Annotated in this window: 9 protein-coding genes; 8 read left to right on the plus strand and 1 reads right to left on the minus strand. The window is 61.1% G+C overall.

Features of this window, described 5'->3' with window-relative positions; translation table 11 throughout:
- Nucleotides 1–14: 14 nt before the first annotated feature.
- From ACR3EN_RS16975 to phnY, 5 genes are all read left to right on the plus strand, one after another.
- The gene (locus ACR3EN_RS16975; RefSeq protein ID WP_480820971.1) at nucleotides 15–1145 is read left to right on the plus strand and encodes a putative 2-aminoethylphosphonate ABC transporter ATP-binding protein; all 1131 of its coding nucleotides are present in this window, start codon (nucleotides 15–17) and stop codon (nucleotides 1143–1145) included.
- The gene (locus tag ACR3EN_RS16980) at nucleotides 1145–3154 is read left to right on the plus strand and encodes a putative 2-aminoethylphosphonate ABC transporter permease subunit (RefSeq protein ID WP_480820969.1); all 2010 of its coding nucleotides are present in this window, start codon (nucleotides 1145–1147) and stop codon (nucleotides 3152–3154) included. The genes ACR3EN_RS16975 and ACR3EN_RS16980 overlap by 1 nt, the downstream gene beginning before the upstream one ends.
- A 170-nt stretch (nucleotides 3155–3324) precedes the next feature.
- Nucleotides 3325–4509, plus strand: coding sequence for a 2-aminoethylphosphonate--pyruvate transaminase (locus ACR3EN_RS16985; RefSeq protein WP_480820967.1), 1185 nt, complete (start codon nucleotides 3325–3327; stop codon nucleotides 4507–4509).
- Between the two features lie 20 nt (nucleotides 4510–4529).
- Nucleotides 4530–5783: a phosphonoacetate hydrolase gene (gene phnA, locus ACR3EN_RS16990; protein WP_480918461.1), complete on the plus strand. Its 1254-nt coding sequence runs from the start codon at nucleotides 4530–4532 to the stop codon at nucleotides 5781–5783.
- The gene (phnY, locus tag ACR3EN_RS16995; RefSeq protein ID WP_480820963.1) at nucleotides 5780–7237 is read left to right on the plus strand and encodes a phosphonoacetaldehyde dehydrogenase; all 1458 of its coding nucleotides are present in this window, start codon (nucleotides 5780–5782) and stop codon (nucleotides 7235–7237) included. The genes phnA and phnY overlap by 4 nt, the downstream gene beginning before the upstream one ends.
- Nucleotides 7238–7335: 98 nt before the next feature.
- Here the strand turns inward: phnY and ACR3EN_RS17000 are convergent, their stop codons facing one another.
- The gene (locus ACR3EN_RS17000; RefSeq protein WP_480820961.1) at nucleotides 7336–9642 is read right to left on the minus strand and encodes a Tex family protein; all 2307 of its coding nucleotides are present in this window, start codon (nucleotides 9640–9642) and stop codon (nucleotides 7336–7338) included.
- A 161-nt stretch (nucleotides 9643–9803) separates the two neighbouring features.
- Between ACR3EN_RS17000 and ACR3EN_RS17005 the strand changes: the two genes are divergently transcribed.
- From ACR3EN_RS17005 to ACR3EN_RS17015, 3 genes are read left to right on the plus strand one after another with little or no spacing between them, the layout of a single operon-like run.
- Nucleotides 9804–11273, plus strand: coding sequence for a DUF4153 domain-containing protein (locus ACR3EN_RS17005; RefSeq protein WP_480820959.1), 1470 nt, complete (start codon nucleotides 9804–9806; stop codon nucleotides 11271–11273).
- Nucleotides 11251–11928, plus strand: a complete 678-nt coding sequence (locus tag ACR3EN_RS17010) for a response regulator transcription factor (protein ID WP_480820957.1) — start codon at nucleotides 11251–11253, stop codon at nucleotides 11926–11928. Before ACR3EN_RS17005 ends, ACR3EN_RS17010 begins: the two co-directional genes overlap by 23 nt.
- Nucleotides 11916–12881, plus strand: a complete 966-nt coding sequence (locus ACR3EN_RS17015) for a sensor histidine kinase (RefSeq protein WP_480820955.1) — start codon at nucleotides 11916–11918, stop codon at nucleotides 12879–12881. Before ACR3EN_RS17010 ends, ACR3EN_RS17015 begins: the two co-directional genes overlap by 13 nt.
- Nucleotides 12882–12912: the final 31 nt, after the last annotated feature.

A 12912-nucleotide genomic window follows, 5' to 3' on the forward strand; every position in this document is an offset into this window, starting at 1 on the left:
AAGGACCACTCCCCGTGCTTAAGAAAACCTCTCCCGGTGATCTCTATCTGAGTATCCAAGACCTCTGGAAGGCGTTTGGTGATTTTCTGGCCCTCCGGGATATCTCGCTGGACATCAACGAAGGCGAATTCATCTGTTTTCTGGGGCCCTCGGGTTGCGGCAAGACCACGCTTTTGCGCGCCATTGCGGGGCTGGACCTGCAGACCAAGGGGACGGTCATGCAGGACGGCAAGGATGTCTCGAACCTGCCCCCGTCCGAGCGTGATTTCGGGATCGTGTTCCAGTCTTACGCGCTGTTCCCGAACCTGACGATCGAAAAGAATATCGCTTTCGGGCTGGAAAACACGGGCCGCAGCAAATCCGAGATTGCGGTGCGGGTGGCCGAGCTCCTGAAACTGGTGGGCCTGCCGGATCAGGGCAGCAAGTATCCCGCCCAACTGTCGGGTGGTCAGCAACAGCGGATCGCTCTTGCGCGCGCCATTGCAACCAATCCTGGCCTGCTGCTGCTTGACGAGCCGCTGTCGGCGCTGGACGCCAAGGTGCGTGTACATTTGCGGCATGAAATCAAGGAATTGCAGCGCAAGCTGGGCGTGACGACTGTGATGGTGACCCACGATCAGGAAGAGGCGCTGGCCATGGCCGACCGGATCGTGGTCATGAACCACGGCGTAATCGAACAGGTCGGTACGCCCACCGAGATTTACCGCCACCCGGCCAACCTTTTTGTGGCCGACTTCATCGGCGAGATGAACCAGTTGCCTGCGGTCGCGGGTGATACCGAGACGCTGGAGCTTGGCGGTTCAATTCTGAAATGCGAGCCGCACAGCTTGCAGAAAAGCAGCAGGATCGTGGCGGCGGTACGCCCCGAGGATATCATTCCACATGGCGAAGGCGCGCGCTCGCCCGGTGCGCCGGATGTGATCACCACACCGGAAAACGCGTTCGAGGTGTCGATCACCGAGATGGAGTTCCTTGGCTCGTTCTGGCGCTGCCGCCTGTCGCATCAGATTTTTGGTGACGAAGAACTGATTGCAGATTTCTCGATCAACGCTGTGCGTCGTCTGGGCCTTGAAGCGGGTGGTCAGATGATGATCGAGCTGCCCCGCAACCGCCTGATGGCCTTCACCCCGGCGGAGGAGGGCTGATGACCGATACCACCTCTCTGCCCGCCGGCCCGATCATCAAGGGCAAGTTGAGCCGCGACGACATCATTATGCGCGGTGGCATGATCATCATCGCCCTGTATCTGGTTGTGACGCTGGCGTTCCCGCTTTGGGCGATGCTGTCCAAATCGTTTTCAACCTTTCGTATGGAATTGTCGCAATACGAGTTTCAGGTCAGCGACGACAATGGCGTATTCAGCGGCACCGTACTGAATGGCGCTCAACTGAATGCTGAAACCGGAGCTTATAGCGAACAAGATTTGTCAACAGGCTCGGACGGACGGCTGTCAGTCACTCCGTTTTTCCCGGATTTCAGTTTCCGCAGCCCGGTGATGTACCAGATCCGCAACACCGTGCCAGATGGGCGGTTCCTGATCGGGTCCAATCTGCAAACAGGCACTGATTGGGTCGAGCTAGATTCGAACACGTTCCGCAGGGTTCAGTTGCGGCCGGTCAAATCGACGGGCGTGGACAACTTCGTCAGCTATTTCTCAACCCCGGCACTGTTCAACTCGATCAAGAACTCACTTTGGATTTCAGTCGTTGTTACGGTTATTACTGTGACGCTGGCCTTCTGGTTTGCTTATGCGCTGAACCGCAGCTGCATGCGCTTCAAAGGCCTGTTTCGTCTGGTTGCGATGGCTCCAATTCTTGTGCCGTCCCTCTTGCCGGGGATCGCTTTGGTGTATCTCTTCGGCAATCAGGGTATGATCAAGGAACTGCTGTTTGGTGCCAGTATCTACGGGCCTATCGGGATCATCATAGGTTCGGTCTTCTTCACCTTTCCACATGCGTTCATCATCATCTCGACAGCTTTGGCCATTTCCGATGCCCGGCTTTACGAAGCGGCTGCCAGTCTGCGCTCGACGCCATGGCGGACCTTCTGGACCGTGACCATCCCCGGCGTGCGCTATGGCCTGATCTCTGCTGCCTTCGTGGTGTTCAACCTGGTGATCACGGATTTTGGTCTGCCTAAGGTTATTGGCGGACAGTTCAACGTTCTGGCCGTCGATATCTTCAAGCAGGTGATCGGTCAGCAGAACTTTGAGATGGGCGCCGTTGTGTCCGTTGTGCTGGTGGTGCCGGCGATCCTGGCCTTTGCAATAGACCGGTTGGTGCAGTCGAAACAGGTGGCGCTGCTGTCGGCGCGTTCCGTGCCTTATCAGCCGAATCCGAACCCAAAAAAGGATCGTATCATGCTGGTCTATTGCAGCCTGGTCGCCCTGTTCATTGTCGGAATTCTGGCGGTTTGTCAGTTCGCTGCACTGATCAAGTTCTGGCCCTATGACCTAAGCCTGAGCCTGCGCAACTATGACTTCAACCGCATGGATGGCGGTGGTTGGGCGTCGTATTTTAACTCGATCAGGATGGCGCTGCTGACTGCAGTGATCGGCACTTCGGTCGTGTTTTTCGGCGCCTATCTTGTTGAAAAGTCAAACGGGTTCAAAACCGGGCGTGCTTTGTTCCAGATGTTTGCCATGCTGCCCATGGCGATCCCCGGAATGGTGTTGGGCCTAGCCTATATCTTCTTCTTCAACAACCCTGCCAACCCGCTGAACGCGATCTATGGCACCATGGCCATTCTTGTGATCTGCTCGGTGACACATTTCTACACCGTGTCACATTTGACCGCCGTGACGGCGCTCAAGCAGATGGACCGAGAGTTTGAATCTGTCTCTGCCTCACTCAAACAGCCGACAATGAAGCTGTTCGCCCGGGTGACGGTGCCGGTCTGTTTGCCTGCGGTGCTTGATATCTCGATCTACCTGTTCGTCAACGCGATGACGACCGTATCTGCGGTCGTGTTCCTGTATTCACCCAAGACCACCTTGGCCTCGATTGCGGTGCTGAACATGGACGATGCGGGTGATATCGCACCCGCTGCGGCGATGGGGATGATGATCTTTTACACCAATGCGGCGGCGCGGATTTTACACCTGATTGCGTCCAAAGGAATCCTGAGTCGAACCCAAGCTTGGCGCAATCGCTAACATCTTCATAAAAAGATAAATACCCGCAGTCTCTAGCTGCGGGTATCTGCTTTTGAGTTGCCAATCCATCTATAGGATTTTTTTATTCAGTGATTGATATTCTCGATTTTACATATGGGGTATGAGGTTGCAAATGATTGTGTATCGGGATGTGTTGGAGGGATTTGGTGATGGGATTTGAGGGTAAGCTTGAAGCGCCGCGTATGGGGGAGGCTTATTTGCTGACGCCTGGCCCTTTGACGACGTCTTATGCGGTGAAGCAGGCGATGTTGCGGGACTGGGGCAGCTGGGATGATGATTTCCGGGCGATGACGCGGGATATGCGGTCGCGGCTGCTGGCGCTGCTGGGCGAGGGGGCGGAGGCGTTTGACTGTGTTCCGATGCAGGGCTCGGGCAGTTTTGCGGTTGAGGCGATGCTGGCCTCGTTTATCCCGAAGGACGGCAAGGCGCTGGTGCTGGCGAACGGGGCCTATGGGCAGCGTTCAGCGCAGACGCTGGAGTATCTGGGCCGCGATCATCTGGTGCTGGACAAGGGCGATTACCTGCCGCCGCGCGGGTCGGAAGTGGCCGAGATCCTGGCCAAGGACCCTGCGATCACCCATGTGGTTGCGATCCATTGCGAGACCTCCTCGGGCATTCTGAACCCGGTCGAGGAGATTTCCGAGGCGGTCTACGGGGCAGGGCGCAAGCTGCTGATCGACTCGATGTCGGCCTTTGGCGCGATTGAGCTGAAGCCGTCCGAGATCCGGTATGAGGCGATGGTGTCCTCGGCCAATAAATGCATCGAGGGCGTGCCGGGCTTTGGCTTCATCATCGCCCGCAAGGATGAGCTGGAAGCGGCCAAGGGCAACAGCCACTCGCTGAGCCTCGATGTGCATGCGCAATGGGCACATATGGAAAAGACCGGCCAGTGGCGGTTCACGCCGCCGACCCATGTGGTTGCGGCCTTCCTCGAAGCGCTGAAGGCGCATGAGGTTGAAGGCGGCGTTGCCGGGCGGGGCGCGCGTTACACCCGCAACCGTGACGTGATGGTCGCGGGCATGCGCGAGCTGGGCTTCGAGACGCTGCTGCAGAACCGCTGGCTGAGCCCGATCATCGTGACGTTTTTCTGCCCTGCGGACGAGAAGTTCGTGTTCGACCGCTTTTACGATCTGATGAAGGACAAAGGCTTTATCATCTATCCGGGCAAGCTGACGGTTGTGGACAGTTTCCGCGTCGGCTGCATCGGGCAGATGGATGAGCATGTGATGCGGCAGGTTGTTGCTGCCGCCAAGGAAACCCTGGCCGAGATGGGGGTCGCCAGCGCGGCACCTCCGGCTCTTGCGCTGGAAGAACGCGCCAAACTGGCAGCCTAATTAACAAGGACACCCCCCAAATGACCATCCAAACCCCCGTGACCGCGAATGAGCGCGTCTACCCGGCCCCCAAAGTGCCTGCCATTGCCATCTGCCTGGACGGCTGCGAGCCGGAATACCTGGAAGTGGCCATCGCCAAGGGCCTGATGCCGACGCTCAAGCGCATCCGCGAGACCGGCACCGACCGTCTGGCGCATTCGGTGATCCCCAGCTTTACCAACCCCAACAACCTGTCGATTGCCACCGGTCGCCCGCCGATCGTGCACGGGATTTGCGGCAACTTCCTCTATGACCCGGAAACCGGCGAAGAGGTGATGATGAACGATGTGCGCTTCCTGCGCGCGCCGACCATCTTCTCGCAATTCTACGAGGCCGGCTATCGCGTCGCCATGGTCACCGCCAAGGACAAGCTGCGGGCGCTGCTGGGCGCAGGGCTGAAGTTCGACGACGACCGCGCGGTTGCGTTTTCCGCGGAACGTTCGGGTGAGACCACCAAGGCCGAGCACGGCATCGACAATGCCAGCGCCTGGCTGGGGATGCCGGTTCCGGAAGTGTATTCCGCCGAGCTGTCGGAATTTGTCTTTGCTGCCGGTGTGAAGCTGCTGAAAGAGATGCGCCCGGACGTGATGTACCTGTCGACCACCGACTATGTGCAGCACAAGTTCGCCCCCGAAGAGCAGGGCGCGCTGGATTTCTACGCCATGTTCGACAAGTATCTGGCGCAACTGGATGAGATGGGCGCGGCCATCGTCGTCACCGCCGACCACGGCATGAAGGCCAAGCATGAGCCGGTCTCGAAAGAGCCATCGGTCATCTACATGCAGGACGTGTTTGACGACTGGCTGGGTGAGGGCAAGGCCCGTGTAATCCTGCCGATCACCGACCCGTATGTGGTTCACCACGGCGCGCTTGGCTCGTTTGCCACGGTCTACCTGCCCGAAGGCGCTGACCGGGATGAGGTCAAGGCCAAGGTTGCAGCCCTGCCCGAGATGCTGGAAGTGCTGACCAAGGAAGAGGCGGTTGCCAAATACGAACTGCCCGCTGACCGCATCGGTGACCTGACCATGGTCTGCACCGGCGAGATGACCATCGGCACCTCTGAGGATCGTCACGATCTGGCCGCCTTGGGTGAGCCGCTGCGCAGCCATGGCGGCTTGACCGAGCAGGAGGTGCCCTTCATCGTCAACCGGGTGATCGATCTGGGCAACGCGCCCGATCTGCGCAACTTTGATGCGTTTTCTACGCCACAACAGCGGCGGCGCAGTAAGCCATGAAGGACCAGACCGTGTCTGAGATCAGAAACGAGGGGATGCGCATCGGCGGCGAGATCGTCTTTACCGACGAGACGGTGCCGGTTCTCTATCCCTACACCAACGAAGTGATCGGCCATGTCCCCGCGGGCAAGGCCGAGCACGCCCGCAAGGCGTTCGAGATTGCGGCGGCGTATAAGCCCAAGCTGACCCGGTACGAACGCAGCCAGATCCTGCAACGCGCCGGTGAACTGATCGGTGAGCGCCGCGAGTATCTGGCCAAATGGCTGGTGCTGGAACTGGGCATCTGCCACCAGCACGCGATCTACGAGACCAAGCGCGCGCAGGATGTCTATCAGTTCGCCGCCGCCGAGGCGCTGAAGGATGATGGCGAGATCTTTTCCTGCGACCTGACCCACAATGGCAAAGACCGTAAGATCTTCACCACCCGCGAACCGGTGGGCGCGATCAGCGCGATCACGCCCTTCAACCACCCGCTGAACATGGTCAGCCACAAGATCGCGCCGTCGATCGCGTCGAACAATTGCATGGTCTGCAAACCGACCGAGCTGACGCCGCTGACGGCGCTGACGCTGGCGGATATCCTGTATGAGGCGGGCCTGCCGCCCGAGATGTTCCAAGTGGTCACCGGCTGGCCGCAGGACATTGGCGAAGAGATGATCGTCAATGACAAGATCGACATCATCACCTTCACCGGCGGTGTGCCGGTGGGCAAGATGATTGCGGCCAAGGCGGTCTATAAACGTCAGGCGCTGGAACTGGGGGGCAATGACCCGCTGATCGTTCTGAACGACCTCTCCGATGCCGATCTGGATAAGGCGGCCACCATTGCCGTGGCCGGAGCCACCGGCAACTCGGGCCAGCGCTGCACCGCGATCAAGCGCATTCTGGTGCAGGAGAGCGTGGCGGACAAGTTTGTCCCGCTGGTGCTGGAGAAGGCCAGGAAGATCAAGTTTGGCGACCCGCAGGACCCCGAGACCGAGCTGGGCTGTGTGATCCACGACAAGGCCGCGGAAATCTTCGAAAACCGCGTCTATCAGGCCGAGAAGGAGGGGGCAGAAATCCTCTACCACCCCGGTCGCCAGGGCGCGCTGCTGCCGCCCATCGTGGTGGATAAAGTGCCCCATGACAGCGAGCTGGTGATGGAAGAAACCTTCGGCCCCATCATCCCCATCGTCCGCGTGCCGGATAATGATGAAGAGGTGATGCGCATCTCGAACTCCACCGAGTTCGGCCTGTCGTCGGGTGTCTGCACCAACGACCTCAACCGCGCCATCGCCTATATCAACGGCCTCAACGTGGGCACCTGCAACATCTGGGAACAACCCGGATACCGCATCGAAATGTCCCCCTTCGGCGGCATCAAAGACTCCGGCAACGGCGTCAAAGAAGGCGTCATCGAAGCCATCAAGTTCTTCACTAACGTCAAAACATACTCCCTGCCATGGCCAAGGTGAGCGGGAGGAGTTTGAAATAAGAAAGGGCCTCAGTTTGAGGCCCTTTTTTGTGATCCGTCGCGCGAGGTCTTCGCAAACACCCGAACTTCTCTTTTTGACTATTTGGGCTTCAGAGCGTCCCGGAGCGCGTCACCAAATGCGCTATTCTGCGTGCCTCGAACGGGCTGGGCGTTCCGGTTACCCTTAGGCTTTCCGTGATGCGCGGGTTTGCGCGGGCCGCGCGCGGCTTTATCCTCTCGCGCGGACGCACCGCCATCTTTGCGCATCGTCAGGCCGATGCGTTTGCGGGGCACATCGACCTCGACCACCCGGACTTTGACCACCTGACCGGTCTTGACCACCTCATGCGGGTCTTTGACGAACCGGTCGGCCAGTTGGCTGACATGGACCAGACCGTCCTGATGTACCCCGACATCGACGAAGGCCCCAAAGGCGGCGACATTGGTGACGGTGCCTTCCATCACCATGCCGGGTTTGAGGTCGGTGATCTCTTCCACGCCATCGGTGAAGGTGGCGGTCTTGAAACTGGGGCGCGGGTCGCGACCGGGTTTTTCCAACTCAGTGAAGATGTCGCGCACGGTGGGCAGACCGAATGTGTCATCCACAAACTGCTCGGCCCGCAGGCCTTTCAGCGCCCCGTCATGCCCCATGATCTGTCGGATATCGCGCCCGCAGGCACTGACCACGCGGCGGGCGACGTCATAGGCTTCGGGGTGGACGGATGAGGCGTCCAACGGCTCGGCCCCGTCGCGGATACGCAGGAAGCCCGCGCATTGTTCAAAGGCCCGAGGTCCAAGGCGTGCGACGTTCAGCAGGTCCTTGCGCGAGGCGAAGGCTCCGTTGAGGTCGCGGTGGGTGACGATAGCCTCGGCCAGACCGGGTCCGAGGCCGGAGACATGGGACAACAAAGGGGCCGAGGCGGTGTTCAGGTCCACGCCGACGGCGTTCACCACATCCTCGATCACCGACTCCAATGATTGAGACAGGCGATGCTGATCCACGTCATGCTGGTACTGACCGACACCGATGCTTTTGGGTTCGATCTTCACCAGTTCGGCCAGCGGGTCTTGCAGTCGCCGCGCGATTGAGACCGCGCCACGCAGCGAGACATCCAGATCGGGGAATTCCCGCGCGGCCAGTTCCGAGGCGGAATAGACCGAGGCCCCGGCCTCGGACACCACAACCTTGGTGGGCGCTTTGACGGTTTTGGGCAGCAGGGCCAACGTGTCGGCCACCAGCCGTTCGGTTTCGCGGCTGGCGGTGCCGTTGCCGATGGCGACCAGCTCGATCCCGTGCGCCGAGATCAGGTTCAGGATCGCCGCCTGCGCGCCGCGGAGATCATTCTTGGGCTGGAAGGGGTAGAGCGTATCGGTTGCCACCACCTTGCCCGTTGCGTCCACGACCGCCGCCTTGATCCCGGTGCGGATGCCCGGGTCCAGCCCCAAGGTTGCGCGCGCGCCTGCCGGGGCGGCGAACAGCAGGTCCTTGAGGTTGCGCGAAAACACCTGAATTGCTTCGTCCTGCGCGCGGCTGCGCAGATCGGACATCAGCTCGACCATCATCGACAGGGACAGTTTCACCCGCCATGTCCAGCCCGCCACCTTGCGCAGCCATTTGTCGCCCGGCGCGTCGCCTCGGGTCTGCAAATGGGCGGCGACCATCGCCTCGGCCCGCGCGGCACCGGTTTCGGGCTCGGGGGCAATATCCAGCGTCACGATGCCCTCTTTCGAGGCCCGCAGCATCGCCAGCGCCCGGTGAGACGGCGTTTTGGCCCACAACTCGGTATGGTCGAAATAGTCGCTGAACTTCGCGCCTTCCTGTTCTTTGCCCTCGACCACCTTGGCGGACAGCAGGGCCTCGCGCTGCATGAAATTGCGCAGTTCCCCCAGCAGGGTTGCGTTTTCGGTCAGGCGCTCGGTGATGATATCGCGAGCACCATTCAAGGCGTCCTTGGCGGTGGGCACGGCTTCACCCAGATAACCTGCGGCCAGAGCTTCGGGATCGGCGGCACGGTCGGCCAGAATCGCGTTGGCCAGCGGCTCCAACCCGTTTTCGCGGGCGATCATGGCCTTGGTCCGGCGCTTGGGCTTATAGGGCAGATAGATGTCTTCCAACTGCGCCTTGGTCTCGGCCTGCGCGATGGATTTGACCAGATCGTCGGTCAGTTTTCCCTGATCTTTGATCGAGTTCACGATGGCCTCGCGCCGGGCCTCAAGCTCGCGCAGATAGGTCAGGCGGTCGGACAGCGTGCGCAGCTGCGTGTCGTCCAGTCCGCCGGTCACCTCTTTGCGGTAGCGGGCGACAAAGGGCACCGTTGCGCCTTCGTCCAGCAGCCTGACCGCAGCCCCGACCTGTTCGGGGCGGGCGTTGATCTCGGTGGCGATGGTGCGGGCGATGCGGTCCAAGGGGGCCTCCTGATAGTCGGTTGGAGGACCGTCTTAGCCAGAGGTGCAGGCGAGGGGAAGGGGCTTTGACGCCCTGCACGAAAACTGCACGAGCCATGCGCGATGTTCTGCACCCCCGGCAGGTCAGAAAGAAGGTGCACTAGAACAAATGGAGCAGTGATATGGGACAGTTTATCGTGCGCGGGGTTCCGGCCTCGGTTCTGCAGGACAGCTGGTGGTTTGATGCGCCCGAGCAGCCGGGTAACCGACGGGATGGCCACACGGGACCCGGCAGGCGGCACGCGGCCGGGGGTCTGGCGCTTCTGGTCGCGCTCGCAGATGTGTTGTTTCTGGACCATCCCCCGGGTGTTTCGCTGGCAGTTTTTGCCTGCGCCGTGGCCGGGGTTGTGTGGTTTCTATTGGCGCGGCGGGCGGGCCTGATCGGACCGGCGGTTCTGCTGGTGCTCAGCATGTTGCCGGTGGCGGAATATGTGCAGGCGCTGTCGGTTGCGATTCTGCTGGGTGGCTCGACCGTGGCGCTGTGCTGGGCGGTTCTGGGCCGATACGAGGGCCCCTCGTGGCGCAGATTCTTGTCTGTGGCCCCGTTGTTGGCGGTCCGCGACGCCATTGAGGCGCTGCGGAGCGGCCATGTCGCATCACGGGCCGATGGTGCGGCTTTGCGCCTGCTGCGGGCTTGGGGATTTCCGGTCGGGGGCGGTCTGATCCTGATGTCGCTCATGATGTCTGCCAATCCGATCCTGTCGGACTGGCTCGATCACCTCTGGCGGTTTGACCTTCGCATCGACCGGATTCTGTTCTGGCTGGGGAGCGCCCTGTTGATCTGGCCGGTTTTCGCCGTCGCGGTGCGGCCCGAATTGCTGGCCGCGCGGAGTGGGCCAAGGCAACCCCGTTCTCTGCCCGGATTTGGCTTGAACGCTGGATCCGTGGCCAATGCGCTGATCACCTTCAACCTTCTGCTGGCGCTGCAGACGGTCATGGATATCGCGTTTCTGTGGGGCAATGCCGACCTGCCCGACGGCATGAGCCACGCCGAATACGCCCATCGCGGTGCCTATCCCCTGCTGGCCACCGCGTTGCTGGCCGGGGCTTTCGCCCTTGCCGCGCGCCCGTTTCTGGCCGAGCGGCAGGGCCTGACCCGCTGGATGATGCTGTGGCTGGGTCAGAACGTGCTGCTGGTGATCTCGTCTCTGATGCGCCTGTCGCTGTATGTTGAGGCTTATGGCCTGACCTATCTGCGGGTTCATGCCGCGATCTGGATGGGTTTGGTGGTAGCGGGACTGTGTCTGGTGGGCTGGCAAATCCTGTGCGGGAAATCGAACCGGTGGCTGCTGCTGCGATCCGCCGCGCTGGGTCTCGGAGTGCTCTACGTGTGTTCTTTCGTGAATTTTGCGGCGCTGATTGCGCGGGAAAATCTGCGCCATCCGCAGCGCTACGATGAATATTATGTCTGCCAACTGGGCCCGATGGCAGCGGCTGAGATCGCAAATTCTCCGCGCCCTACGGGCTGCGCGGCATGGGTGCCTCAGATCAGCAATTGGCGGGAATGGGGGTTTCGCGCGGATCGTGTGATCCGTAGTCTGAACGCCGAAACGAAACCGGAGAGACCTGATGAAAATCCTCGTCGTGGATGACGATCCGCGCCTGCGCGAGCTGGTTTCGATCACGCTGGAGCGTGCAGGCTATCAGGTCATCACCGCGCGCGACGGGCAAATGGCATTGACCCATGCCCTGCGCGAGGCCCCTGATCTCGTGGTGCTGGATGTGGGCCTGCCCGAACTGGACGGGCTTGAAGTCTGCCGCCGGCTGCGCGCCCGGTCCGAGGTGCCGATCCTTTTCCTAACCGCCCGCGATGATGAAATCGACCGGATTGTCGGCCTTGAACTGGGGGCCGACGATTACGTCACCAAGCCCTTCAGCCCTCGAGAACTGGTGGCGCGGATCAAGGCGATTCTGAAACGCAGCTCGGCGCGAGGGGCGGGGGCTGTTCTGCGCCACGGGCCGGTCGAACTGGATGCAGCGGGCCATTCCGTGCGTATCGATGGTGCCGCGCTGGCGCTGACGGCCACCGAGCTTTCGATCCTGCGTCGCCTGATGCAGACACCCGAGGCCATCGTCTCACGTCCGCAACTGATCGACGCGATCTACGGCGCAGGCAGCGCTGTGGCCGACCGCACGCTGGACAGCCATTTGCGCAACCTGCGGCGCAAGCTGGGCGAGCAGGGCTGGGCCAGCGCCATCGAAACCGTGCATGGTATTGGTCTGCGGATGGGCGCATGGCCGGGCTAAGGCGCAAGTGGCGCCCCTCGCTCGGCTTTGTTCTGGGCGGTGCGCTGGCCGCTACGCTGGCCCTGTCGCTGCTTGGCCTGATCGCTCTGCGCTATCTCGGCCCCGAGATCGGATTTCGCAACGCGGCGCTGCTGCTGGCGGGGGTGATCGGCGTGGCAACCGGGGTTCTGGGCTATCTTCTGGTGCGTTTGCTACTGCGCCCGATTTCGGCTTTGGCGGCCTATTCGGCCTCGGTCGAATTCGGCCAGACCGCCGCACCACCGGAGCATTACGGAACGCAGGAATTGTCACGTCTGGCTAGATCGGTTCTCGGGATGGCCGAAACCCTGCAACGCCGCGAAGCCTCAATCCGCGGCTTTGCCGACCACGTGACGCATGAGTTGAAGACACCAGTGACAGCAATCCGCGCCGCCGGAGAGCTGCTGGACGACTCACCGGACCTGTCGGATCAGGACCGGGCTTTGCTGTGGCAGATTCTGGGCGCAAACGATCAGATGCAAACCCACCTGAGCGCCCTCAACCGCGTCGCCGTCGCCCGGGTGCCCGAGCATCACGGGGCAAGTACGCTGGCTGAGTTGGCCGACGATTTGCAAGAGCGTTTCACCGGGCTTGATCTGCGGTTCGATGGCCTTGATCAGAGCCTCCCACTCGCCGCATCAGGTCTGAGAGTGGTTCTGCAGCAGTTGCTGGACAATGCCAGCCGTCACGGCGCGGGTCAGGTCACGCTGCGCGCCACACCGGGCCGGTTGACGGTTCAGGACGATGGCCCCGGGATATCAGACGGTAACCGGGATCGCATCTTCGCCCCTTTCTTCACAACCGCCCGCGAACAGGGTGGCACCGGTTTGGGACTGGCCATCGCGGCAAGCCTGCTGGATGCACATGGGGGGCAGATTTCGCTGGCCTCGTCTGCCGTTGGTGCGCGATTTGAAATAATCTTTCCAACGGCTTGATGGATGTCGTTAACTTGTAAACGAATCGCGC

The organism is Ruegeria sp. G7 (assembly GCF_056535465.1).